The 23636-nt window shown below is 69.1% G+C and carries 23 protein-coding genes; 13 read left to right on the forward strand and 10 right to left on the reverse strand.

The window, feature by feature from the left end; translation table 11 throughout:
• Both GXW71_RS20920 and GXW71_RS20925 read right to left on the reverse strand, forming a co-directional pair.
• The coding region (locus GXW71_RS20920) for a type VI secretion system tube protein Hcp (RefSeq protein ID WP_211854622.1) at window positions 1–196 on the reverse strand (196 nt) is incomplete at its 3' end.
• A gap of 162 nt (window positions 197–358) precedes the next feature.
• The gene (locus tag GXW71_RS20925) at window positions 359–1120 is read right to left on the reverse strand and encodes a class II aldolase/adducin family protein (protein WP_211854623.1); all 762 of its coding nucleotides are present in this window, start codon (window positions 1118–1120) and stop codon (window positions 359–361) included.
• 204 nt (window positions 1121–1324) lie between these two features.
• Between GXW71_RS20925 and GXW71_RS20930 the strand changes: the two genes are divergently transcribed.
• From GXW71_RS20930 to GXW71_RS20955, 6 genes are read left to right on the forward strand one after another with little or no spacing between them, the layout of a single operon-like run.
• Window positions 1325–2890 (forward strand): ABC transporter substrate-binding protein, encoded by a 1566-nt coding sequence (locus GXW71_RS20930; protein WP_211854624.1) that lies wholly within the window; start codon window positions 1325–1327, stop codon window positions 2888–2890.
• Window positions 2891–2903: 13 nt separating this feature from the next.
• A complete protein-coding gene (locus GXW71_RS20935; RefSeq protein ID WP_211854625.1) occupies window positions 2904–3848 on the forward strand; it encodes an ABC transporter permease in 945 nt (314 codons plus the stop codon).
• Window positions 3841–4710, forward strand: a complete 870-nt coding sequence (locus GXW71_RS20940; protein ID WP_211854626.1) for an ABC transporter permease — start codon at window positions 3841–3843, stop codon at window positions 4708–4710. Before GXW71_RS20935 ends, GXW71_RS20940 begins: the two co-directional genes overlap by 8 nt.
• A complete protein-coding gene (locus tag GXW71_RS20945) occupies window positions 4707–5681 on the forward strand; it encodes an ABC transporter ATP-binding protein (RefSeq protein ID WP_367617339.1) in 975 nt (324 codons plus the stop codon). Before GXW71_RS20940 ends, GXW71_RS20945 begins: the two co-directional genes overlap by 4 nt.
• Window positions 5678–6670 (forward strand): ABC transporter ATP-binding protein, encoded by a 993-nt coding sequence (locus tag GXW71_RS20950; protein ID WP_211854627.1) that lies wholly within the window; start codon window positions 5678–5680, stop codon window positions 6668–6670. The genes GXW71_RS20945 and GXW71_RS20950 overlap by 4 nt, the downstream gene beginning before the upstream one ends.
• 7 nt (window positions 6671–6677) lie before the next feature.
• Window positions 6678–7706, forward strand: coding sequence for a succinylglutamate desuccinylase/aspartoacylase family protein (locus tag GXW71_RS20955; protein WP_211854628.1), 1029 nt, complete (start codon window positions 6678–6680; stop codon window positions 7704–7706).
• A gap of 118 nt (window positions 7707–7824) precedes the next feature.
• On the opposite strand, the gene GXW71_RS20960 is transcribed toward GXW71_RS20955, so the two are convergent.
• A complete protein-coding gene (locus GXW71_RS20960; RefSeq protein ID WP_211854629.1) occupies window positions 7825–8622 on the reverse strand; it encodes an NAD(P)H-dependent oxidoreductase in 798 nt (265 codons plus the stop codon).
• Between the two features lie 96 nt (window positions 8623–8718).
• Between GXW71_RS20960 and GXW71_RS20965 the strand changes: the two genes are divergently transcribed.
• Window positions 8719–9651: a LysR family transcriptional regulator gene (locus GXW71_RS20965; protein ID WP_211854630.1), complete on the forward strand. Its 933-nt coding sequence runs from the start codon at window positions 8719–8721 to the stop codon at window positions 9649–9651.
• Between the two features lie 172 nt (window positions 9652–9823).
• Here the strand turns inward: GXW71_RS20965 and GXW71_RS20970 are convergent, their stop codons facing one another.
• From GXW71_RS20970 to GXW71_RS21000, 7 genes are read right to left on the reverse strand one after another with little or no spacing between them, the layout of a single operon-like run.
• Window positions 9824–11401 (reverse strand): ABC transporter substrate-binding protein, encoded by a 1578-nt coding sequence (locus GXW71_RS20970; RefSeq protein ID WP_211854631.1) that lies wholly within the window; start codon window positions 11399–11401, stop codon window positions 9824–9826.
• 17 nt (window positions 11402–11418) lie between these two features.
• Window positions 11419–12369 carry an amidohydrolase family protein gene (locus GXW71_RS20975; RefSeq protein ID WP_211854632.1) on the reverse strand — a complete coding sequence of 317 codons (951 nt, stop codon included), beginning with the start codon at window positions 12367–12369 and terminating at the stop codon, window positions 11419–11421.
• A gap of 8 nt (window positions 12370–12377) precedes the next feature.
• Complete coding sequence (locus GXW71_RS20980; protein WP_211854633.1) at window positions 12378–13982, reverse strand: phytoene desaturase family protein; 1605 nt, start codon at window positions 13980–13982, stop codon at window positions 12378–12380.
• Window positions 13983–13986: 4 nt separating this feature from the next.
• Window positions 13987–14979, reverse strand: a complete 993-nt coding sequence (locus GXW71_RS20985; protein WP_211854634.1) for an ABC transporter substrate-binding protein — start codon at window positions 14977–14979, stop codon at window positions 13987–13989.
• A 28-nt stretch (window positions 14980–15007) separates the two neighbouring features.
• Window positions 15008–15841: an ABC transporter permease gene (locus GXW71_RS20990; RefSeq protein WP_211854635.1), complete on the reverse strand. Its 834-nt coding sequence runs from the start codon at window positions 15839–15841 to the stop codon at window positions 15008–15010.
• Window positions 15838–16614 (reverse strand): ABC transporter ATP-binding protein, encoded by a 777-nt coding sequence (locus GXW71_RS20995; protein WP_246526753.1) that lies wholly within the window; start codon window positions 16612–16614, stop codon window positions 15838–15840. The genes GXW71_RS20990 and GXW71_RS20995 overlap by 4 nt, the downstream gene beginning before the upstream one ends.
• Complete coding sequence (locus GXW71_RS21000; RefSeq protein ID WP_211854636.1) at window positions 16611–17579, reverse strand: dipeptidase; 969 nt, start codon at window positions 17577–17579, stop codon at window positions 16611–16613. The genes GXW71_RS20995 and GXW71_RS21000 overlap by 4 nt, the downstream gene beginning before the upstream one ends.
• 198 nt (window positions 17580–17777) lie before the next feature.
• Between GXW71_RS21000 and GXW71_RS21005 the strand changes: the two genes are divergently transcribed.
• The 6 genes from GXW71_RS21005 to GXW71_RS21030 all read left to right on the forward strand — a co-directional run bounded on the left by GXW71_RS21005 (window position 17778) and on the right by GXW71_RS21030 (window position 23632).
• Window positions 17778–18782, forward strand: coding sequence for a LacI family DNA-binding transcriptional regulator (locus GXW71_RS21005; RefSeq protein ID WP_211854637.1), 1005 nt, complete (start codon window positions 17778–17780; stop codon window positions 18780–18782).
• A gap of 348 nt (window positions 18783–19130) precedes the next feature.
• Window positions 19131–19340 (forward strand): hypothetical protein, encoded by a 210-nt coding sequence (locus GXW71_RS21010; protein WP_211854638.1) that lies wholly within the window; start codon window positions 19131–19133, stop codon window positions 19338–19340.
• Window positions 19337–20296, forward strand: a complete 960-nt coding sequence (locus tag GXW71_RS21015) for a tripartite tricarboxylate transporter substrate-binding protein (protein WP_211854639.1) — start codon at window positions 19337–19339, stop codon at window positions 20294–20296. The genes GXW71_RS21010 and GXW71_RS21015 overlap by 4 nt, the downstream gene beginning before the upstream one ends.
• Window positions 20297–20299: 3 nt before the next feature.
• Window positions 20300–21484: an acyl-CoA dehydrogenase family protein gene (locus GXW71_RS21020; RefSeq protein WP_367617340.1), complete on the forward strand. Its 1185-nt coding sequence runs from the start codon at window positions 20300–20302 to the stop codon at window positions 21482–21484.
• Window positions 21485–21557: 73 nt separating this feature from the next.
• Window positions 21558–22514: a Bug family tripartite tricarboxylate transporter substrate binding protein gene (locus GXW71_RS21025; protein WP_211854640.1), complete on the forward strand. Its 957-nt coding sequence runs from the start codon at window positions 21558–21560 to the stop codon at window positions 22512–22514.
• Window positions 22515–22528: 14 nt separating this feature from the next.
• Complete coding sequence (locus tag GXW71_RS21030; protein ID WP_211854641.1) at window positions 22529–23632, forward strand: LLM class flavin-dependent oxidoreductase; 1104 nt, start codon at window positions 22529–22531, stop codon at window positions 23630–23632.
• The last annotated feature ends 4 nt before the right edge of the window (window positions 23633–23636 follow it).

The raw sequence follows: 23636 nt of genomic DNA on the forward strand, positions 1-23636 counted from the left end.
CGGTGGTGCCGTCGGTCTGCTTGGTGACGGTGATTTCGCTGACCGAGACGATGGAGCTCTCACGGGTGGAGTTGCCATAGGCCGAGGCGATGCCGCGGCCGATGCCGAACTGGAAGCTCTCGAGGTTGATCCACTTCTCGTAGCCCTGGATGTTCGACTCACCCTGGACGCCGTCGTAGTTGAGCATGATGGCCATGATGGCGGTTCCTGATCAGGAAGTTTGCGGTGTCCGGGAGGCGGCTAGGCGCTCACCCTCGACCGATCTGATACCGAAATAACTGTTCCGAGGGAAGAGTCTTTCGAATGACCTTTCCGTGATCATGCGTTCCACGCCCACCTGGATAGCCACCCCCCGACTTCAGCGCGCGTAGTCTGGCTCCTCGCGGTCCAGCACGCGGCGCCAGGCATCGAGGTGCAGCCGCGCATCCAGCCGCTCGCCCCAGGGGCCGGTGTGATTGCGGCGCAGGCCTTCGGGCAGCTTGTGCAGGGGCTGGCCGGTCTGCATCGCCGTCATCTGGTACATGCAGGTGCGCTCGGCCATGTAGGTCTCGTCGAAGGCGTCATGCACGGTGGGGCCCACCACCGTCACGCCATGGCCGCGCATCAGCATGATGGTCTTGTCGCCCATCAAGCGCGCGATGCGGTCGCCCTCGGTGTCGTCATGCACCGGCTCGCTGCCCTCGTCGTCGTAGACGGTGCGATCGTTCAGCAGCAGGCTGTTATGGTGCGAGAGGGAGAATTCCGCGCCCTCAATCATCGACAACGCCGTGAGGTAGCGCGGGTGCACATGCACCACGCAGGCCGCCTTGGGGTTGGCCATGTGGATGCGGGCATGGATGTGGAAGGCCACCTTGCGCAGCTCGCCCCTGCCGCGCAGCACGCGGCCCGCCAGGTCGCAGACGATCAGGTCGCTGGCGCGCAATTCCTGGAACAGGAAGCCGCGGGGATTGATGAGGAACAGCGGCTCCTCGCCCGCCAGCATCAGGCTGTTGTGGTTGCCGATATGCTCGTTCCAGCCCAGCCGCGCGCCGATACGGAACACCGCCGCCATGTCGCAGCGCTGCGCCCATTCGCGCGCCTCGACCTCGCTGCTGCTCAGGCTGGCCAGGACATTCGCCATGCTCTTCTCTCCAAGCGCCGCGCCATCCTGCCGCGTTGTCGCATGCCATGCCAGCGCCGAGCTTCCACTCCCGCAGGAGCCGTCGACCGGCGCCACATGTGCTGGCGCCACGCGGCCTCCGGCTACGCGGCGGCCCGTTTCACAACCGGTTGACGGCCCGCCGCACGCGGCCGAGAGTTTTGGCGCCTCGGAAGGGATTCCAGCATGAAACGCCTGCTGATCGCCTCCTGCCTCGCCTCCGCCGTCATCGCCGGACCCTTGCACGCGGAACGCTTCACCTGTCCCGCCCGCGGTGGCGACATCGTCTTCGGCCAGGAAGCGAATGTGAATTCGCTGGACCAGATGACGTCCAATACCATCTCCACCCGCAATATCGCGATGAACATCTTCGAAACGCTGATGACGCGCGATGAGAACAACAATCCCATCCTGGAACTCGCGGAGAGCATGACCGCGGCGCCGGACGGGATGACCTATACCTTCCGTCTGCGTTCCGGCGTCACCTTCCACAATGGCAAGCCGCTGACCTCGGCCGATGTCGCGGCGTCCTTCAATCGCTACAACCGCATCGGCCTGCAGCGCAGCACGCTCGACAATGTGGCGGGCTGGGACACGCCCGATCCGATGACCTTCGTCATCCGCATGAAGCAGGCGCAGCCCACCTTCATCGAGGCGCTCTCCTCCTTCTCGGTCCCCATCGTCATCATCCCCGCTGAGCTCGAGAATGACGAGCGGCAGCAGTTGCGCACGATCGGCACCGGTCCCTTCCGCCTGCTGGAATTCACCCCCGGCAGCCATGCGCGTCTCGGCCGTTACGACGGCTACAGCCCCAACCCCGCCTTCGAGCAGCGGACCGGCTTCGGCGGCTATCGCGTGGCCTGCGTGGACACCGTGACCTTCCGCATCGTCACCGAAGCCTCCGCCCGCGTGGCCGGCCTCGAGACCGGTGCGCTGCAGGCGGTGGAGGATGTGCCCACCCGCTCTCTGGAAGGGCTGCGCCGCAACAGCGCCATCACCGTGCTGCCCTTGCAGAACTGGTGGATCCAGATCGCGCTGCCCAACACCGCGATCCCGCCCACCAACAACCTGGCCTTCCGCCGCGCCGTGCAGGCTGCATTGGGCGTGGAGGACATCATGGATGCCGCGACGGATGGCAATTTCCGCCTCAACATCGGCTTCCAGTTCCCCAACCAGGCGACCTACACGGATGCGGGCCGCGAGACCTACAACATCAACGACCCGCAGCGCGCACGCGCCCTGCTGCGCGAGGCAAACTACCGCAACGAGCCCATCATCATCCTGACCAACCGCGACTATCCGCCGATGTACAACGCGGCCCTGGTGATGGAGCAGCAGCTCAAGGCGGTTGGGATCAACGCCAGCCTGCGGGTGGTGGATTGGCCCACCTCGGTGCAGATGTCGCAGCGGCTGAACAACGATGAATGGCACTTCTTCCACAGCGGTTGGGGCACGCAGCCGGCGCTGGGTGCGCTCGCCACCATGCAGTTCCTGGTCTCGCCCAATGCCGCCTATCGCCCGCGCGACGACCGCGACGACCCCGAGGTGCTGGCCGCCTGGAACGCGATGAACAACCTGCCCGACCAGGCCGCGCGCAACGCCGCCTTCGCCACCATGCAGCGGCTCATCCTGGAACGCGCCTATGCCTACCCCTTCGGCTCGCTGACCAAGGTGCAGGCCGTGCGTTCCAATCTCCAGGGCTTCACACCCTTCCGCATACCCCGCTTCTCCAACGTCTGGCTGCAGCGCTGAGGCCGGGCCGAAATTGATCAGGCTCGCCACCCGCAGCCTGCTGAGCGCGATACCGGTGCTGCTGATCGTCAGCCTGATCAGCTTCGGGCTGATGCGGCTGATCCCGGGCGACCCGGCGGCGGCGATCGCCGGCATCTCGGCGACGCCCGCGCAGATCGCGCAGCTCCGCCAGGACCTCGGGCTGGACGAGCCGCTGCTGTTCCAACTGCTGCAATACTACAAGGGGCTGTTCCAGGGGGACTTTGGCCGGTCGCTGCTGCTGGGCAAGGGCGTGCTGGCCGCCACGGCGGAGCGGCTGCCGGTCACCATCGGCCTCTCGCTCTACGCCATGATCTTCACGCTGATCATCGGCATCGGCTGCGGCATCATCGCCGCACTCCGGCAGAATAGCTGGGTGGATCAGGCGGCGATGATGTTCGCGATGATCGGCATCTCCGTGCCCAATTTCTTCCTGGGGCTGCTGATGATCATCCTCTTCGCGGTGAAGCTCGGCTGGCTGCCCAGCGGCGGCTACATCCCCTTCACGGAGAACCCCTGGGGCTGGCTGCAAAGCACCGCCATGCCGGCCTTCTCGTTGGCGCTTCTGCAGGCGGGACTGCTGGCGCGCATCACCCGCTCCTCGATGCTGGAGGTGCTGCGGCAGGACTATATCCGGACCGCCCGTGCCAAGGGCCTGCCGGGGCGCGTCGTCATCTTCAAGCACGCGCTGTCCAATGCGCTGATCCCCATCGTCACAGTGGTGGGGATCATCGTCTCGCTGCTGCTATCGGGCGCCGTGGTGACCGAGTCTCTGTTCTCGCTGCCCGGCATGGGGCTGTTGCTGACCCAGGCGGTACTGAACCGGGACTATCCCATGGTGCAGGGCGGGCTGCTGCTGGTGACGGGCTTCCTGGTGGCGGTGAATATCGCCGTCGACATGCTCTACGCCGTGCTGGACCCGCGGGTGCGCTATGATTGAGGCGGAGGATATCCCCGAGCGCCGCGAGCACCGCGCCACGCTGCGGCGGTTGCTGCGGCACAGGCTGTTTGTCAGCGGCCTGTTCCTGTTCGGCATCGTGGCCGTGGTGGCGGCACTGGCGCCCTTCATCACCGATGTCGATCCGAACCGGCTATCCATGCGCAACAAGTTCCTGGCGCCCGGCGGGAACTGGGTGTTCGGCACCGATGGTTTCGGCCGCAGCCTCTGGTCGCGTGTCGTCTGGGGCGCGCAGCTTTCCATGATCATCGGCGCTTCGGTCGTGGCGCTGAACGCTATCTTCGGCACGCTGATCGGCGCAGCGGCGGGATATTTCCGCCGGCTCGACACCATGCTGATGCGGGTGAATGACGCGCTGATGGCCTTCCCTGCCATCCTGCTCGCCATCGCCGTCACCTCGGTGCTCGGGCCATCGACGCTCAACGTGATCCTGGCTCTCAGCATCGTCTATATCCCGCGCACCGCGCGCATCGTGCGCTCCTCAGTCATCGTGCTGCGGGAGATGGAGTATGTGCAGGCGGCGGTCGCCGCCGGGGCCGGGCATTGGCGCATCCTGCGCCACCACATCCTGCCCAATGCGATGGCGCCGATGATCGTGCAGCTCTCCTTCCTCTTTGCCTATGCGGTGCTGTCGGAGGCGACACTCTCCTTCCTCGGCGTGGGCGCCGTGCCGCCCACCCCCACCTGGGGCAACATCATGTCCGAGGGGCGGGACTTCATGCGCGAGGCCCCCTGGATCATCACCATTCCCGGCATCGCGCTGATGGTCACCGTGATGGGCCTGAACCTGCTGGGCGACGGCCTACGCGACGTGCTCGACCCGCGTCTACGGATCCAGCAGTGAGCCTGCTCGAGGTCCAGGACCTCACCACCGCCTTCATGACCGGGCGCGGCGAGGTGAACGCCGTCGAGGATGTGTCCTTCTCACTCAATGAGGGCGAAATCCTGGGCATTGTCGGCGAATCCGGCAGCGGCAAGTCGGTCACCGCGCTCAGCATCATGGGGCTGCTGCCCTCGCCACCCGCGCGCATCGCCGCGGGCCAGGTGCGCTTCGCCGGGCAGACGCTCACGGGCCTCTCCGAGCGCCAGATGCAGCCTATCCGCGGCCCCGGCATCGGCATGATCTTTCAGGAGCCGATGACCTCGCTCAACCCGGTCTTCTCGATCGGCGATCAGATCATGGAGACCATCCGGGCGCATGAACGCCTGCCCCAGGCGCAGCTCCGTGCCCGCGCCGTCGCCATGCTGGACAAGGTGGGCATCCCCGCTGCCGCGCGCCGGCTGGACGACTATCCGCACCAGATGTCCGGCGGCCAGCGCCAGCGCGTGATGATCGCCATGGCGCTGGCCTGCCGCCCGCGCCTGCTGATCGCGGACGAACCCACCACCGCGCTCGACGTCACTATCCAGGCGCAGATCCTCGATCTGCTGATGGATCTGCGCGACGAGTTCGGCATGGCCATCATCATCATCACCCACAACATGGGCGTGATCGCCGAGACGGCGGACAGGGTGCTGGTGATGTATGCCGGCCGCGTCATCGAGGAGGCGCCGGCAGCGCGCATCTTCGATCATCCGCGGCATCCCTACACCCGCGGCCTGTTGGAATGCGTGCCCTCGCTGACCGAGGATCGCGCCCGCCTGGTGGCCATTCCTGGCACCCTGCCCGAGCCCGCGCGGCGCCCGGCCGGCTGCCGCTTCGCGCCGCGCTGCGCCCATGCCGAACCCTCCTGCACGCAGGCCGTGCCTGCGCTCGAAAGCCTGGAGCCCAGCCATACCGCCGCATGCTTCCGGGCGCGGGAGCTCTCGCGATGACCCAGCCGCTGCTCGAGGCCGAGGGCCTGGAGAAACACTTCGAGGTGGGCGGCGGCGGGTTCTTCGGCCTCACGCCGGCCGTCAAACTGCGCGCGGTGGATGACGTCTCGCTCAGCATCATGCCGGGCGAAACCCTGGGGCTGGTCGGTGAATCCGGCTGCGGTAAATCCACGCTCGGCCGCTTGCTGCTGCGGCTGATCGAGCCCTCGGCCGGAAAGATCCGCTTCGATGGTCAGGACATCACCACCCTCGGCCGCGGCGCCATGCGCGCGGTGCGCCGCGGCATGCAGATCGTCTTCCAGGATCCTTATGGCGCCCTGAACCCGCGCATGACGGTGGAGGACATCGTGGCCGAGCCGCTGGTCATCCACGGCAAGCCATCCGGCGAGGCGACCCGGCGCGAGGTGCGCGCCATGCTGGACCGCGTGGGCCTGCCGGCGCGCGCCATGGAGCGCTTTCCGCACGAATTCTCCGGCGGCCAGCGCCAACGCATCGGCATCGCCAGGGCGCTGATCCTGAAGCCCCGGCTGATCGTGTGTGACGAGGCGGTCTCGGCGCTCGATGTCTCGGTGCAGGCGCAGATCGTGAACCTGCTGCAGGACCTCCAGCGCGAGATGGGGCTGACCTATCTCTTCATCGCGCATGACCTCTCCGTGGTGCGGCATATCTCGGACCGGGTGGCGGTGATGTATCTGGGCCGGGTGGTCGAAGTGGCGGCGAAGCAGGCCATCTACGGCGCGCCGCTGCACCCTTATACCAAAGGGCTGATCGCGGCCGTGCCGGCCAGTCACCCGTCCCTGCGTTCGCGCGGGCGGCGGGTGCGCATCGCGGGCGATATCCCGAGCGCCATCAACCCACCTTCCGGCTGCCGCTTCCACACCCGTTGCCCGCATGTGATGCCCGTGTGCCGCGAGCGCGCGCCGGCATTGCTCGAAACCGCCCCCGGCCACCAGGTGGCCTGCCACCTGACAGAAATCCCGCCTGGATGAGGAAACCATGCCCGAGACACCACGCCCCTCGCGCCTCGTCTCCGAGGTGGATTTCGCCCGCGACGGCAAGCAGACCGGCTATGTCCGGCTGTTCCACTCCACCCATGAATCGGCTTATGGCTTCCTGCCCGTTCCCATCGTGGTGGTGAAGAACGGCGAGGGGCCGACCGCGCTTTTCACCTCCGGCAATCACGGCGATGAGTATGAGGGCCAGGTGGCGCTGACCAATCTGGCGCAATGGCTGGAGCCTGGGATGATCCGGGGCCGGGTCATCATCCTGCCGATGGCGAACTACCCGGCGGCACTGGCGGGGCGGCGGGTATCACCCATCGACGACCTGAACCTCAACCGCATCTTTCCCGGCGACCCCGATGGCACGGTGACGCGGCAGATCGCCCACTTCATCGACAGCCACCTGATTCCACTGGCCGATCTGGTGATCGACCTGCATTCGGGCGGCTCCTCGCTGAACTACATCCCCTGCGCGCTGGCCAGGCAATCGGCCGATCCCGCGCTGTACCAGAAGCAGTTGGCGGCGCTACGGGCGTTCGGTGCGCCCTACACCTATATCCAGGGCGGCGCGCAGGGCCAGGGCGGGGACCAGACGCTGGGCAGCGGGGCGGATCGGCGCGGCCGTATCGCGCTCGGCACGGAGCTCGGCGGCTGCGGCACGGTGAACCCGGCAGGGCTGGCGATTGCCGAGCGCGGCCTGCGCAACCTGCTTGTGCATCTCGGCATCCTGCCGCGCGAGCATTGGCAGGAGCCGCCGCTGCCCACGCGTTTCCTGGATGTCCGGGGGCAGGATTACTATCTCTATGCGCCTGAGAACGGCGTGTTCGAGCCGCTGGTGGAGTTGGGCGACGTGGTGGTGGCAGGGCAGCCGGCAGCGCGCATCCACACGCCGGAAACGCCCTGGCGGGCGCCCGTGGAACTCGCCTTCAACGCGGCGGGCATCGTGATGTGCAAGCGCATCCCAGCGCGGACGAAGCGAGGCGATTGCCTGTTTCATCTGGCGAGTGATCTGCCGGTGGATTGAAGCCCTGCGGGGCCGTCTAGAGCATGATGCGTTCGCAAGCGCTCACGCCTCATGCTCCAGCCCTTGTTTGATCGCGTGATTCAGACTTTTTGGCGATTCCGCCTGAAGTCATCACGCTCTAGCCGGCTGCACCTTCGCCGTTCAGGTGAAGCGCGAAACCGGTCGCGCCCGGATCACCCAGGCCAGAGCGGAGCTGCAGGCTCGGGATCAGATAGTCCCCGCCATTCTGCCGCCGATAGGGAATGGGCGGCGTGGTCGCGAGCGTCCGCATCCGCTCGCGCAGGTGCTCGGCCGCGCTCTCAAAGCCGGCCGCATCGAAGCGATCGACCCTGTAGGCCACGAAGGGCGGCAGCACGTCGTAGCCGGGGTAGTAGAGGATCCCGTGATTGATCGGGAACAGCAGGTCCTCGATCGGGCCGTTCACCCCGCGGGTAGCGTAGTGCTCCTCCCAGCCGCCGGTGGTGACGATCAGCATGGCGCGCTTCCCCGCCAGCGTCCCCTCTCCGAAGCGGTCGCCCCAATGGCTGTCGCTGTGCTCGCCGACGCCATAGGCGAAGCCATAGGCATAGACCCGGTCGACCCAGCCCTTGAGGATCGCCGGCATGCTGTACCACCAGAGCGGAAACTGCAGGATCAGGACATCGGCCCAAAGCAGCTTCTCCTGCTCGGCCCGGACGTCCGCGGTCAGGGCGCCCGCGGCAAAGGCCTCGCCGGACGCCGCGGCCGGCCGCAGCCGTGCCTCCGGCGCCAGCGCCGGGAAGTCGGCCCGGTCGACCTCGGACTTCCAGCCCTCGGCATAGAGGTCCGTCACCCGCACCTCATGGCCCTGGGCCTCGAGTTCCTGGATGGCGACGTCGCGGAGCGCGCCGTTGAGCGAGCGCGGCTCGGGATGGGCGAAGACGAGCAGGATTTTCATGGGGCAGCGTTCCGATGCTTGGGAAACCGGCCCTCCAGCTAGGCGCTGTGCGAGCGATCCACTACACCTGGGTAATGCATAGGATTATGCCGAATTATGGATAATTCGGATGCGACGCTGGAGCGCATGCGCAGCTTCGTCCGGGTGGCGGAGCGCGGCAGCCTTTCCGCCGTCGCGCGGGAGCTCGGCGTCGGGCAATCGACGATCACGCGGCATCTGAGGGAGCTGGAGGCGGCGGTCGGCGTGCCGCTGCTCAGCCGGACCACCCGGCGCGTCACCATGACCGACGAAGGCAGTCGCTACTACGCCAAGGCCGTGCAGATCCTGCGCCTGGTCGAGCAGGCGGCGGATGAGGCGCGAGGCACGCGCGGCGCGCCGGCCGGCACGATCCGGATCTCCTGCACGGCGGCGATCGGGGTGCTGCACATCAGCCGGCTGATCTTCGCCTTCCAGGACCGTTATCCCGACATCGGGGTCGACCTCAGCCTCACCGATGAGCGCGTCGATCTGGTGCGCGAGGGCGTCGATATCGCGCTGCGGCTGGGCCCGCTCACCGACAGCGCCATGAAGTTGCGGGCCCTTGGCCAGAGCAGGCGCCTGCTCGTGGCGGCGCCGGGCTACTTGGCGGCGCGCGGCAGGCCGACCGTCCCGCGGGACCTCGCCGGTCATGAGGGCATCCGGATGTCGAACGTGGCGGGAAGCGACATGCTCGCTTTGCAGGGGCCAGGCGACGAACGCCATGCGGTGCCCTTCGGAGGACGCTTCCGGGTCGACCATGGGCTTGCCGCGCGTGAGGCCCTTGTCGCTGGGCGCGGCATCGCGCCTGCCCATCGCTGGCTTGTCGACGATCTCCTGACGGCTGGCCGGCTCGAGGCGATCCTTCCGGACTATTCGCTGCCTTCCGTCCCGCTGAGCATGCTGATCGTCCCCGAGCGTGCGGGCATCGCTCGGGTCCGGCTGCTGGTCGACTTCCTGGCGGAGCAGATTGGCGCCATCCCCGGGATCGAGCGATCGCGGCCGGAGCATTAGAGCGCGACGACTTGAGGCGAAATCGCCGAAAGGTCTGGCAGACGACGGCGATTCATGGGCGGCGGATCCTCGCGAAGGGACCGTACAGCCGGCGTTGCCTGAGCATATGGAGTGGCTCGGCAGTGCCAGGCAGCGGCCATGCAGGAGCCCGACGCCTGAACCTCCGCCAGCGCTACGGCCCGGGCGTGGCGCGCATGGCGAAGGTGCCTTCATCGAAGCCGGCCTCGTAGCTGATGCCGCGACGCGCCGCCCAGACCCAGGACGCAGTGTAGAGCGGTATGACGGCGAGATCCGTCATGGCGATCCGCATCGCCTGTTGCTGCAAGCGCTCGCGTGGACCGTCCTCGATGGTGCGGGCGGCCGTCTCGATCAGGCGATCGACCTCGGGGTTCGCGTAGTGGCCGCGGTTGAAGGCGCCGTAGCCCCGCGCGGCATCGACGCTGTGCAACGCCTGGCGCAGCACCTGCAGGCTGTCGCCGTAGCTGCCCCAGCCGTTCAGCATCAGGCTGGCGTCGAAGCGTGCCATGCGGGTGTAAAAGACCGATTGCGGCTCCGCCTCGGCCTGCGCCTGGATGCCGATGCGGCTCAGCATCTGCACGACCGCGAGGCAGGTCTGCCGGTCATTGACGTAGCGGCCATTGGAACAGTGCAAGGTCATACGGAAGCCCTGCGAATAGCCCGCCTCGGCCAGCAGGTGTCGCGCCGTCGCGGGATCGTAGGCACCGACGCCCGTCTCACCAGCCCAGCCGAACATGCCGGCCGGCACCGGCTGGTCAGCCGGCGAGGCGAAGCCTTCCATGGCGCGTTCGGCCAGGGCACGGCGATTGATGGCGAGCGAGATGGCGCGACGAACGCGTGCATCGCGCAGCGGATTATCCGGCAGTGGTCGGCCATCGGCGCCCATGACGAAGGGGCTGGTCTCACGCGCCACATCCGGCACCAGGAACATGCTGCGGTTGCCGTCGTGGACGAAGAGGCGGATGCGCGCATCGCCACGCAATCGGGCCACGTCGTTGAGCGGCACCTTATCGATCAACCCGACATCGCCGCTGAGCAGCGCCGCGAGCCGCGCCGCGTCGTTCGGGATCGGGCGGATGGCTATCTGGTCCCAGGCCGCCGGCGCGCCCCAGTAGAGCGGGTTCCGCACCAGCTCCAGCCGGTCATTCGGCGTCCAGCGCAGCATGCGGTAGGGCCCGGTGCCGATCGCCGCCTCGCCACGGTTGAAGGCGGCGGTGTCGGCGCCCTCCGCCGCACGCGCGGAGACGATGCGGATACGGGAAAGGTCGAAGGGCAGTTGCGGATAGGGTGCGGCGGTCTCCAGCCGGATGCGCAGCGGAGTGGGTGAGGAGGCTGCGGTGATGGCGCGCGCATAGGGGGCATAGGTCCCGGCGCCATGCTGCACGCTGTTCACGCGCTGCAAGGTGATGAGCACATCTTCCGCCGTGAAGGGGGACCCGTCCGAGAAGCGGACGCCCTCTCGCAGGTCGAATTCCCAGGCGGTGTCGCCAACGGCGCGCCAGGCGGTGGCGAGGCCCGGCACCAGACGGAGCTCCGCATCCACGGCGATCAGCGTGTCGAAGATGTGCTGGTGCAGGGCGGAGCTGACGAAGCTCGGCGCCACATGTGGATCCATGGCGCGAACGTCGGTCTGTAACCCGATGGCGAGGTCGGCGGCCCGCGCTGCCCCGTGCAGGCCGAGCAGGGGCAGGAGCAGCAGGAGGCCATGCTGCAGGCGGGATCGGATGCGCATCGTTGTCCTGCCCTGCCTCAGCCTTCCGGTGTCGCGGCGAAGATGCGCGCGCGCAGCGCCGGATCGACATCGGCGAGCTGCCGATGCGGCTCGATCAGGCCCATGGAGAAGGGCCAGTCGGAGCCGAACAGGATCCGCTCCGGCCCCAGCACCGCGGCAGCGAGGGCCAGCGCCGGCGCGGAATGGGTGATGCAGTCGGCATGGAAATCGCGGAAAGCCTCGGTCATCGGACGCGCGCCGGTGTCGGCGCCGGGGCGACGCACCGCCTGGCCATGGGCCAGCCGGCCCGCGATCATCGCGGCACTGCCGGCGCCGTGGGAAAGGATGAAGCGGATGCGCGGGAAGCGCTCCAGCACGCGCGACATTGCCAGATGCGCCGCGGCGAGCGCGGTCTCGCCCGGCCCGCCCAGCAGGTTGTGCAGGAAGAAATGATCGAGGCGCGGGTCGCTGCCCGCCGTCGGATGCAGCAACAGGAAAGCCCCTGCCGCATCCAGGACCGTCCAGAGCGGCTCATAGGTGGGATCAGAGAGCACGAGGCCTGAGGCGGCATGCCCCGCCGCCATCGCGAAGCGGGCACCGCGTGGGGCAAAGCCGGCCACGATCTCCGCCGCGAGCGCGGGATGGCGGACCGGCAGCAGGAAGCTAGGTGCCAGGCGATCGACAAAGCGCCTGGCCACCTCCGCGAGGGCAGGGTTCACGTAGCCGCACCAGATCCGCGCGCCCGCCTCGTCGAGTCCGGCGCGGTAAAGCGGTGGCGGTACCGAGATCCAGGCCCGCGCGATACGCTGCGCATCCATCCAGGCGATCAGGGCCTCCGGTCGGAACACCGACGGCGAGGCGAGGGACGCACTGCCGTCCAGCACCAGGCGCGGCTCCTCCGGGAACCAGGCAACGCCGGGCAGGTCAGCGATGCGGTCGGGCAGGATCGGCGCCAGATGCGCATGGCAGTCGAGGGCGATGGGCTCCATGCGATCTCTCATCCGATCAGCCCGGCGCGCAGATCCGCGAGCGCCGCCTGGCTGGCGTTGTGGCCGGACAGGCCGGAGATGAAATTGCCGGGCCAGGTGCCGTTGCCGCTGAGATAGAGGCCCCGCGTCGGCGTGCGATAGGCATGCAGCCCGGGCAGCGGTCGCATCCAGAACTGGTTCCAGGGCGCCAAGTCGCCATGCGTCATGTTGGCCTCGACCAGGCCGTACTCGCGCTCGAACTCCTCGGGGTCGATACAGCGCCAGTCGGTGATGAGGTCGGGCAGGCTCGGCATCCATTCGGCGACCGCGGCGATGCTGCGCTTCGCCAGTACCTCACGCTCCGTCGCCCAGCTCCCTTGCTTCAGGTGATAGGGCGCGGTGCCGATATTGAGGCTGAGCACATGCTTGCCCTCCGGCGCCAGCCCGGGCGAGCTCAGCGAGGGGCAGAGGCCCCAGACCACCGGCTTCTCGGCGATGCGGCCCAGCATCAGCTCGGCATGGCTCTCCTCCAGATAGTCGAGGGAGGGAGCAATGCGGAACTGCGCCGCCGCCAGCATGGCCGGATCGGCATCCACGGGGGCATTGGCGTAGCGCGGCATGCCATCGAGGGCGAGCACGACCTTGAAGGCCTTGCCGGCCATCGGGCGTTTGCCCATCCGCTCCCGCCAGGGCTGCCATTCGGTGTCGTCGCGCATCAGGTCGACGACAGTGACACGCGGATTGATCGCGGCGATCACCAGCGGTGCCAGGAATTCGTCGCCGGCATGCGTGACGACGCCGCTGACCGCGCCGTGCTCCGTCAGGATACGGTCGGCCGGTGCCTCGGCACGCAGCACGACGCCGCGCGCGCGGGCGGAAGCGAGCATGCTGTCGACGATCGCGCCCATGCCGCCGACCGGCATGCCGGTGGAGCCGCGCAGCGGCATGCGGCGCGGGTCGTCCGCGGCTTCCGCGCGTAGCGAAGCCAGCGAGAGCGGCCGGGTCAGCAGGTTGACCGGCGTGCCGGGGGTAGAAGGCGTGCAACTGCCGCCGACCACCGCCATCGGCCCGATCAGCGTTTGCGTCTGCCAGGCAAGGTCGAACTGCGCCATCAGATCGCGGACGCTGCCGAGGAAGATGCGACTGAAGGCTTCCTGGTCGTCCAGGCTGGTCAGGTTGCGGACCAGTTCCTGCAGGGTGGGCGGCTCGCGAAAGACCGAGATGCCGAGCTTCTCCGCGAAGGCCTGGAGATAAGCGAAGAAGGCGTCGTAGCGCGCGGCTTCTCCCGGCGCGAAGGCGTCCATCTGCGCGGCACTGCGCGCGCGGTCGCGCCAGCCGACGAAGAGCGAGCCATCGGCCAGCGGATGCACCAGCGTCGGGTCGATCGGCTGGAAGTGCAGCCCATGCGCTTCCAGCCGCAGGTCCTGGACGATCTTCGGCTCCAGCGAGCCCGGTGAATTCGCGATGGTGGTGCGGTAGCCCGGCATGAACTCCACCGTCGCCGCCGGGCCACCGAAACGCGCGCTGCGTTCCAGGACCAGCACACGCAGCCCGGCGCCGGCCAGGTAGCCGGCGGCGACCAGGCCACTATGCCCGCCGCCCAAGATGATGGCATCGAAGTGGCTGGCGCTCATGGGTTCAGCGCGGCAGCAGGTCGTTGGTGTAGTAGGCGTCGAGCGGGCGCTGCTGGCGGATCTCGCCCGCGGCCTGCAGCGTGTCGATCAGCGCGCGCCATTCCTCGGATGTCGAGCGGCCCCAGCCGGGGTCGTCGGGTGGTGTGCTGAGCGCCTGCAGGCCCTTCGTGTAGTCGAGGCATTGCGCCATGTTGCCGGCGATCTGCACGCGGGACCGGATCAGCGTGCAAGCAGCCTCGGTGTCGGTCACGATATCGGCCATGGCGCGTCGGATCGCGGTCAGCGCGCGTCGGATCGCCTCCGGCTTCTCGCGGATCGCCTGCTCGCTGGCGGCGAAGCCGAAGCCCAGCAGCGGCACGCCGAAATTGGCGAGCTCCATCACCTCCGGCTCCTGCCCGGCGCCGCGCACGATGGCGCCGTAGGCGTGGCTGTCGCCGCTGACTGCATCGACCTGCCCGGTCAGCAGCGCCGCGGTTTTCGAGGAGGCATCGAGCGAGATGATGTTCAGGGCGTTGTCGGGAATGCTGTTGGCGCGGCGGAAGATGGTCAGGCTCAGCCCGTCCGAGCCGCCCGGCGTACTGCCGATCCGCAACCCGCGCAGCGATGCTGGTCCGCTCAAGGTGACGCGGCCCTTGATGCCGACGAAGGAGGCGGAGGTGCGGTGCTGATAGACTGCGACGGCCTTCAGCGGCACGCCGCGCGCGATCGCCGCCGCGGCATTGGTGATGTTCACATGCCCGAGGTCATAGGCGCGCTGGCCGACCATGATGGCGGTGGTGTTGGAGCCGCGCCCCTGTTCGACCTCCACCTCCACTCCCGCATCCCGGAAGTAGCCGCGCTCCTGCGCGACGAAGAAAGAGGAATGGTAGGGCAGCCAGCCCCAGTCGAGCAGGATGCGCAGCCGTTCCGCCTGGGCGCGCGCGATGGCGGGCATGGCGAGCGTCGCGGCGCCGGCGACCAGCGCCCGGCGGGACATCGCAAATCTCGGGGCGGTCATGCTGCGGCTCCTCTGCGGTCGTGGGGGATCATTCCTCGGCGCGACCGCGCTGGCTGGCGTGCCAGGGGATGGCGATGCGCTCGACATATTCGGCGAGGTACCAGGTGATGATGCCGAGGACGGAGACCACCACCACCGCGGCGAAGGCCGTCGGCACCTCAAGGCTGCCGACCGACTGGATCAGCATGTGCCCGAGCCCCTTGTTGGAGGCGACGAATTCGCCGATCACGGCGCCCAGCGGTGCCAGGGTGATGGAGATCTTGATGCCGGAGATGATGCTCGGCATCGCGCTCGGCAGGCGGATGGTGCGCAGCGTCTGCCAGGCATTGCCGCCCATGGAGCGGGTCAGCAGCAGCAGGTCCGGATCGGCGGACCGCAGCCCGGTCACCGTGTTCACCAGCATCGGGAAGAAGGTGAAGACGACGACGAAGATGATGCTGCTCTTCAGCCCGAAGCCGATCCAGACCAGCAGCAGCGGTGCCACCACCACCTTCGGGATGGCGTGGAAGACGACGAGCCAGACATAGAGCACCCGCTCGACCGCCGGGGAGGCGGCGATCAGTGCCCCCAGCACCAGGGCGATGATGAGTGCGATGACGAAGCCGGTGACCGCCGCGAAGGCCGTGTACTGGAGCTGGTCGAGCAGCAGATGGGCCTTCTCCGCCATGACCACGGCGATCTCGCTGGGCGCTGGCAGCAGATAGGACGGCAGGTCGAAGCCGCGCACCGCGAGCTCCCAGAGGCCGAGGCCGCCGATGCCGCTCAGCAGCGGCAGCAGGATGCCTGCGCCGCGGCTGGCGCCCGGCGCGCCTTCCGCTGCGGTGGCCCCGATGGAACGGGATGCCGCACGTGGCTGGCTCATCCGGTCAGGACTCCGGTGCGTTCGAAATGCATGCGGATGCGCCGGGTAAGGCCGGCGAACGCCGGCTCCTCCCGCATGGCCAGCGTGCGCGGCCGCGGCAGCTCGATCGGGATATCGTCCAGGATCAGGCCGGGGCGCGCGGACATGACGAGCACGCGGTCGGAGAGGAAGACCGCCTCGGGGATGCTGTGGGTGATCAGGACCGCGGTGGTACGTCCGTCGCCCTGAACGCGCTGCAGCAGTACCCCCATCTGGTCGCGCGTCAGCGCGTCGAGTGCGCTGAAGGGCTCGTCTAGCAACAGCAGCGACGGTTCGCAGAGCAGCGCGCGGGCGATCGCGACACGCTGGCGCATGCCCCCCGAGAGTTCCCAGGGCTGGCGGTCGGTGAAGTCCCCGACGCCGAGTTCGCCGAGGAGGGCATGCGCGCGCGCCACCGCATGGGTGAGGTCACGCTTCTGGAGCTGCGCCGGCAGCAGCACATTGTCGAGGATGTTGCGCCAGTCGAGCAGCAGGTCACGCTGGAAGACCACGCCGACGCCGGGCATGCCTTCCCGCACGGGCGCGCCGCCCAGCAGCACGCGCCCACCGCTCGGCCGGTCAAGCCCGCCCAAGATGCGCAGCAAGGTGCTCTTGCCGCAGCCGCTGGGACCGACGATCGCCGTCGTCCGCCCGGCCTCCAGCATCGCGGAGATCGGGCCGAGGGCGTGCACCTGGCGTCCGCGCGCGGCGTAGGTGCGGGACACCTCCTCGATGCGGATGCCGGCCGCGCTCAATGCCCGAAGACCTCGGCGTAGAGGCGCAGCCAATTGCCATGGGCGAGGGCGGTGATCTCGTCCTGGCTGAAGCCGACGGCGGCGAGTCCGCCCTCGATCTTGCCGATGTCGCGGACCTGCAACAGCCAGTCGGGTGGCGGTGCCTTGCCGGGGCGCGAGGGCGGCGAGGCGCCGAGGTCGACGCCGCGGGTCCAGCGGCCCATGCGCATCCAGTCGTAGTCGCGCTTGACGAAGTTGTGGCTGCGGTCGGTGCCGACGGCGACGTGGTCGATGCCGGCGAGGTCCACCGTGCGGGCGACCATCTCGCACCATTTCTCGACCGAGCCGCAATAGTCGTCACCGGTGATGTTGCGGTAGGTGGCGCAGCCGATCACGCCGCCCTGGTCGCTAAGTGCGCGGATCACCTCGTCCGACTTGTTGCGCCTGTGGTCGAAGAGACGCTTCGGATTGGCGTGGGTGATGGCGACCGGCTTCTCGGAATGGCGGATCGCGTCGAGGGTGGTGCGGTCGCCGACATGCGACAGGTCCACCAGCATGCCGGCGCGGTTCATCTCCCGCACCACTTCGCGCCCGAAGCGGGCGAGGCCGGAATCATGCTCCTCGTAGCAACTGCCGCCGAGCGCGTTCTGGTTGTTGTAGGTGAGCTGCACGACCCTGACGCCGAGCTCGGCGAACATCTCGACCAGCCGGATGCGGCCCTGGAACAGGTCGGAATTCTGGAAGCCCATCAGCAGGGCGGTGCGGCCGCTCGCCACGATGGCGCGGATATCGGTGGCACTGCGCGCCTCGCCGACCAGATCGGCGTTCTCGCGCGCCAGGTCGCGCCAGCGGCCGAGGCTGTCGAGGGATTCGACCGTGTCCTCCCAGAAGCCGCAGGTGACGGTGACGCAGCCGATATCCGCCAGACGCAGCTCGTTGAACACGTCACGGTCGAAATGACCGCACTGCAACCCGTCGATCAGCATCCGCTGCCTTCCCCTCACCGGTCGGTCCTGCGCCGGAGCGCAGAGCCGAAGCCCGGAGAAATCGTTTTCTTGATTGGAGCATGGGAGCCGGGGTGGAGACGTGTCAAGCACCCTCTCTCCGGTCGATTGCATCAGCCCCGCTGGCTCAGAGCGCGCCGTGCGCTTGCAGCTGCCGAAGGAAAACGTTTACTGGAACTTATGACGACCGTCCTCGATGTGGCGCGCCGCGCCGGCGTCTCCTCGGCCACCGTCTCGCGCGTGCTGAACGGGCAGGCCACCGTCAATGCCGAGGCGCGGCTGCGCGTGCTGGCGGCCGCGGCCGAGCTCGGTTTCCAGCCCAACCGCATGGCGCAGAGCCTGCGCAGCGGCCGCGGCCGCACCGTCGCCATGCTGGTCGGTGATATCGAGCAGAACCTCTATTCCGCGCTGACCAAGCATGTGCAGGCGGTGCTGGGTCAGATCGGCCTCGACCTGCTGCTCTACAATCTCGACCACAGCCCGGACCGGCTGCGGAGCTTCCTGGCCATGGCGCCGTCGCTCGGGCTGCGCGGCCTGGCGCTGGCGACGACGGATGCGATCCCGGCGGCGTTCGACCCGGTCCTGCAGGGGCTGCAGCGTGGCGGCCTGACCTTGCTCTCCCTCGGCCAGCGCCTCGATGAGCGCGGCATCCCCTCGATCGTGCACGAGGAGCAGGCGGCCGGCGAGCGCGCGGTCCGCTTCCTGATCGAAAGTGGCCGCCATCCCGTGCTCTTCGCCGGGCGCATCACCGGATCCGCGATCGGCGCCGACCGCTATCGCGGCTATCGCGCGGCATTGGCGGGGGCGGGGCTGTCGCTGCGGCGGGACCTGATCTTCGACACCGCTACCGCATATCGCTACTCGGCTGGCTATGACGCGGTGCAGCGCGCGATCGAGGCCGGCACGGAATTCGGCGCGGTGCAGGCCAGCAGCGACGAGATCGCGCTCGGCGCCATGGCCGCGCTGCACGACCACGGCCGCCGCGTGCCGGAGGATGTTGCGGTAATCGGCTTCGGCAACATCGACTGGGCCGCGCATACGCGCCCGGCGCTCACGACGCTGAGCGTCCACCACGACGCCGTCGCCGCCGCCCTCCGCTCCGCGCTCGAGAATACGGAAGCGGGGACGGAGGTGCCGATGCTGGTCAGCATCGGCCGCAGCCTGATCCGGCGCGCCTCCGCCTGAATCACGCGCGGCCAGGCGGTAAATCCAGGCGGAGACTTTCTCCGGAAGCAGCCGAGCATGCGGGCTCCGTTCCCCGGCGCGACGTATTTCTCGTTGATTTTCCTGTTTCACATAATTTCATAGTTTGAAATTGACAAACAGCGCCATTGATTCGGTAATTGGGTGGCTTCCTGTTGGAGACCCCGACGATGCCGTCTGCGCGCCGCGCGACCGAGACCGTCTCTCCCCGCCCCCTGCGGCGCGGCGGGATGCGTTGTCGGCGCATGTAAACGCGACACTGCATCCGAGCTTCCACAGACATCGCCCCAGCGCGCGCGGCGCGCCGCGGGACAGAGAGAGCACCATCCCATGCGCCAATCGCGCCCCATCACCGAATCCGGCCATCTGATCGGTGTCGCCGCCAGCGACGACCGGGAGTGGTTCCTGATCGCCATCGACCCCCGCATCGAGGACCTGCACGGCGCCCGCTTCCGGGACGCCCAGGACGCCGAGCGGATGGCCCGCCGCATTTACGCACGTGAGACCGGACAAAGCATCGGCGCGGAGCTGCCGCGGTGATCTCGCGCCGCCTCCTGCTTGCTGCGCCGGCGCTGCTGCCGGCGCTCTCGGCCCGCGCCGATGCTCGGCCGGTCACCCTGGTGGTGCCTTTTCCACCTGGCGGCGGCGTCGACGCCCTGGCGCGTGCGGTGGGCGAACGCCTGGCGCCGCGCCTCGGCGTGCCCGTCGTCATCGACAATCGGCCGGGCGGTTCCACCTCGCTCGCCGCCGGGCTGGTGGCGCGGGCGGAGCCGGATGGGCGCACGCTGCTGATCGGCACGCCGGCGCTCTCGATCAACCCGGTGCTGCAGCCCGCGCTGCCGCCGGGCGACCCGCGCGGCGCGCTGGTCGCGATCGGGCGCATCGCGACGCTGCCTTATGTGCTGCATGTCGGGCCGGCGGGGCGCGGCTTCGCGACGCTGGCCGATCTCATCGCCTGGGGGCGCGCCAACCCGGACCGGCTCGACTTCGCCAATTCCGGTACTGCGACGGCGACGCATCTTTCGGCCGCACTACTGGCGCATCGCGCCGGCATCAGCGTGACGCATGTGCCCTATCGCGGTGGTGCCCAGGCGGCGCTCGACATCGCGGCCGGGCGCGTGCACGGCATGTTCCAGCATGCGATCGAGGCCTTGCCGCTGCTGCGCGGGCGGGAGACGCGGGCGCTCGCGGTCAGCACGGCGGATCGTAGCAACGTGCTGCCCGAGGTGCCGGCGGTCGCCGAGACCGTCGCCGGCTTCGACACCGGCTCCTGGAACGGTCTTTTCGCGCCGCGCGGCACGCCGCCTGCGATCGTCGCGCGGCTCAATGCGGCACTGAACGAGGCGCTGGCCGACCCGACCCTGGCGACGCTCTTCACGCCCCAGGCGACGCGCTTCATCCCCGGCCCGCCGGAGGCCCTGAGCGAGCTCCTGGAGTCCGAGATTGGCGGCTGGTCGGCGCTCGCATCCGCCACCGGCATCCGCGCGGAGAGCTGAGCCGTGAACGCGATCACCCGGCCGTCCGCCCCCGTTCAGGACGGTGCGGCGCTCGCCACGCTGCCGCCGCTGCTCGCCGCCATCGCGGAGGAGGCGGTGCTGCGCGACCGCGACGCGCGTTTCCCCTTCGCCAGCCTGGCGCGGCTGCAGGCCGCGGGCGTGCTGGCGCTGACCGTGCCGACCGCGCTTGGCGGCGGCGGCGCCGGGCTGGCGCTCGCAGCCCAGGCGGTGCGCCAGGTGGGCGAAGCCTGTCCCTCCACCGCTCTGATCCTCGCCATGCAGCTCACCAAGCAGGCGGCGCTGGCGCGGCATGACGATGCACCCCCGGCACTGCGCGAGCGCATCGGGCGGGAAGCGGTGACTGAAGGCGCACTGCTCAATGCGTTGCGGGTGGAGCCGGAGCTCGGCTCGCCCTCGCGCGGCGGGCTGCCGGCGACCACCGCCTGGCGCGCGCCGGGCGGCTGGCGCATCAGCGGGCGCAAGCGCTACGCGACCGGCGCGCCGGGGCTGCGCTGGATGGATGTGCTGGCGCGCACCGATGAGGAGGCGCCGCGGCTCGGCAGCTTCTACGTCCATGGCGAGGCGCGCGGCATCACCATCCGCGAAAGCTGGAATCACCTGGGCCTGCGTGCTTCGGGCAGCCATGACGTCGTGTTCGAGGATGTCTTCGTCCCCGATGCGCATGTCGCGACCCTGGTGCCGGCGCCGGAGTGGAAGCCGGGCAATCCCGCACAGGCGGCCTGGAACGCGCTGCTGGTGGGGGCCGTCTATACCGGCGTCGCGCAGGCGGCGCGCCGCTGGATCATCGGCTTCCTCAACCGCCGGGTGCCCTCGGGTCTCGGCCGCCCGCTGGCGACGCTCGAGCGGGTGCAGGAACAGGTCGGCGTCATCGAAGGGCTGCTCGCCACCAATGCGCGGCTGACCGAAGCGGTGGGAGAGGCCGTCGATGCCGGGCAGGTGCCCGCGCAGACCGAGAGCGGTCTCGTCAAGGTGACGCTCGCAGAGAATGCCGTGCGCGCGGTGGAGATCGCGGTCGCGCTCGCAGGCAATCACGGCCATGACCGCGCCTACCCGCTGGAGCGTCATTGGCGGGACGTGCAATGCGCGCGGGTGCATGTGCCGACCGCGGACGCCGCACATCTCGCGGCCGGGCGCGCGGCACTGGCGGCGGGAGGGACAGCCGGATGATCGGCCTGACGCTCCGCGCCGTGCTCGGGCTCGGCACCCTGCTGTCCTTGATCGCCATGAGTGGATTGATGCGATGACCACGACACGCCGCGCGCTGTTCGGCGCGCTTCTCGCCGCCCCCGCGATCGCCCGGGCGCAGGATGGCTTTCCCGCCCGTCCGATCCGCTACGTCTGCCCTTTCCCGCCGGGGGCGACGAACGACAATGTCTCCCGCACCATGGCGCGCGCCTTGCAGGCGCGGCTCGGGGTGCCGGTGGTGGTGGAGAACCGGGCGGGCGCCGGTGGCGGCGTTGGCGCGCGCTTCGTGGCGGAGAGCCGGCCGGACGGCCACACGCTGCTGAATGCCTCGGCCGGCAATCTCACCATCGCGCCGCATCTGAACCCGGTCGGCTACGACCCGCTGCGCAGCTTCGCCCCGGTCGCCTATGCCGGCGAAGCCTATAGCGTCGTTGCGGTGCATCCCTCGCTGCCGGTGCGCACGCTGCCCGAGCTCTTCGCCTATGCGCGCGCCAATCCCGGCCGGCTCAACTACGCCTCGGCCGGCATCGGTTCGGCCGGGCATCTGCGCGGCGCGTTGCTGATGGATGCGGCGGGCGCCGAGGCGGTGCATGTGCCCTTCCCGGGCAGCGCCGCGGCGGCGAACAGCGTGATCGCCGGCGACTGCCATCTGATCCTCGATCCGATCGCGGCGCCGCAGGTGCTCTCCGGCCGGCTGCGCGGCATCGCGACGGTCGGCGAGGATCGCTGGGACGCCTTCCCGGACCTGCCGACCGTTGCCGAGCACGGGGTCGGCGACAACTGGCCGTCCGGCGGCTGGTTCGGCCTCTTCGCGCCGGCCGGCACGGATCCGGAGATCGTGGCCACGCTCAACCGCGCCTTCAATGACAGCCTGGCCGAGCCCGAGGTGACGGCGGCGCTGCGCCGCTTCGGCCTGCGTCCCCTGGCGCTCTCGCCCGAAGCGGTCGCGAGGCGCGTCGTCGCCGACCATGCGGCGAGCGGCGCCGCCATCCACCGCCTCGGCATCGCCTGAAGGAGGAATGCCCCATGACGCTGCACGCCCCCGAATTCATCGGCATGATCTCCCATCGCCACGGTTCGGAGATTCATCCGGCCCAGGGTCCGATTCTCGATCCGGACTATGTCGCGCGCTTCGCCCGCGCACATGAGGATGCCGGCTTCGACCGCATCCTGGTCGCTTGGCACTCCTCGCATCCCGATACGCTGCTGGTTGCTTCACACGCCGCCGTGCACGCGAAGCGCATTGGCTTCATGATCGCGCACCGGCCGGGCTTCATCGCGCCGACGCTCGCGGCGCGGCAATTCGCGACCTTCGACCAGCTCACCGGCGGGCGCGCCGCGATCCATGTGATCAGCGGCGGCAACCCGACCGAGCAGCGCGCCGATGGCGACTTCCTGTCGCACGACGAACGCTATGCGCGCTCGGACGAGTATGTCGGGCTGCTGCGCCGAGTCTGGACCAGCGAGGCACCCTTCGATCACGCGGGCACCTATTACCGCTTCGAACGCGCCTTCTCCGAGATCAAGCCGGTGCAAAAGCCGCATATCCCGATCTATTTCGGCGGCTCCTCTGATGCCGCGATCGCCGCGGCCGGCCGGCATGCCGACATCTATGCCTTCTGGGGCGAGACTTTGGAACAGGCGCGGGAGAGCATCGCCAAGGTCCGCGCCAGCACCGCGCGCGCCGGGCGGGACCCGGCCGCGATCCGCTTCTCGCTGAGCTTCCGCCCGGTGCTGGCCGGCACCGAGGAAGCCGCCTGGAAGCGCGCCAAGGACATCCTGGGGCGCATCCGGGCGATCCGCGGCGATACCTTCGGCAAGGGCAATCCGAAGCCGGAGAGCATCGGGTCGAAGCGGCTGCTGGACGCAGCCGCCGGCGGTGCGGTGCGCGACAAGCGGCTCTGGACCGAAGTCGCGGCGGCGGTCGGCGCCGGCGCCAATACCACTGCCCTGGTCGGCACGCCGGAACAGGTGGCGGAAAGCCTCGCCGCCTATCACGCGATCGGTGTCTCCACCTTCCTGATCCGCGGCTTCGATCCGCTGGAGGATGCGGTGGAATACGGCAACACCCTGCTGCCCGCGACTCGCGCCGCGATCGCGGCCGGGCCGGTGCCGGTCGCGGCGGAGTAAGAGC

This window comes from Plastoroseomonas hellenica (genome assembly GCF_018129085.1).
Taxonomy (GTDB): Bacteria; Pseudomonadota; Alphaproteobacteria; order Acetobacterales; family Acetobacteraceae; genus Plastoroseomonas; species Plastoroseomonas hellenica.

Coding starts and splice junctions, on each gene's coding strand:
- GXW71_RS20955 (WP_211854628.1), top strand. CDS start 6,678: ATGCCCGAGACACCACGCCCCTCGCGCCTCGTCTCCGAGGTGGATTTC.
- GXW71_RS20985 (WP_211854634.1), bottom strand. CDS start 14,979: ATGACCGCCCCGAGATTTGCGATGTCCCGCCGGGCGCTGGTCGCCGGC.
- GXW71_RS20960 (WP_211854629.1), bottom strand. CDS start 8,622: ATGAAAATCCTGCTCGTCTTCGCCCATCCCGAGCCGCGCTCGCTCAAC.
- GXW71_RS21025 (WP_211854640.1), top strand. CDS start 21,558: ATGACCACGACACGCCGCGCGCTGTTCGGCGCGCTTCTCGCCGCCCCC.
- GXW71_RS20990 (WP_211854635.1), bottom strand. CDS start 15,841: ATGAGCCAGCCACGTGCGGCATCCCGTTCCATCGGGGCCACCGCAGCG.
- GXW71_RS21000 (WP_211854636.1), bottom strand. CDS start 17,579: ATGCTGATCGACGGGTTGCAGTGCGGTCATTTCGACCGTGACGTGTTC.
- GXW71_RS20950 (WP_211854627.1), top strand. CDS start 5,678: ATGACCCAGCCGCTGCTCGAGGCCGAGGGCCTGGAGAAACACTTCGAG.
- GXW71_RS21010 (WP_211854638.1), top strand. CDS start 19,131: ATGCGCCAATCGCGCCCCATCACCGAATCCGGCCATCTGATCGGTGTC.
- GXW71_RS20940 (WP_211854626.1), top strand. CDS start 3,841: ATGATTGAGGCGGAGGATATCCCCGAGCGCCGCGAGCACCGCGCCACG.
- GXW71_RS20970 (WP_211854631.1), bottom strand. CDS start 11,401: ATGCGCATCCGATCCCGCCTGCAGCATGGCCTCCTGCTGCTCCTGCCC.
- GXW71_RS20975 (WP_211854632.1), bottom strand. CDS start 12,369: ATGGAGCCCATCGCCCTCGACTGCCATGCGCATCTGGCGCCGATCCTG.
- GXW71_RS21030 (WP_211854641.1), top strand. CDS start 22,529: ATGACGCTGCACGCCCCCGAATTCATCGGCATGATCTCCCATCGCCAC.
- GXW71_RS20930 (WP_211854624.1), top strand. CDS start 1,325: ATGAAACGCCTGCTGATCGCCTCCTGCCTCGCCTCCGCCGTCATCGCC.
- GXW71_RS20965 (WP_211854630.1), top strand. CDS start 8,719: ATGGATAATTCGGATGCGACGCTGGAGCGCATGCGCAGCTTCGTCCGG.
- GXW71_RS20980 (WP_211854633.1), bottom strand. CDS start 13,982: ATGAGCGCCAGCCACTTCGATGCCATCATCTTGGGCGGCGGGCATAGT.
- GXW71_RS21005 (WP_211854637.1), top strand. CDS start 17,778: ATGACGACCGTCCTCGATGTGGCGCGCCGCGCCGGCGTCTCCTCGGCC.
- GXW71_RS20925 (WP_211854623.1), bottom strand. CDS start 1,120: ATGGCGAATGTCCTGGCCAGCCTGAGCAGCAGCGAGGTCGAGGCGCGC.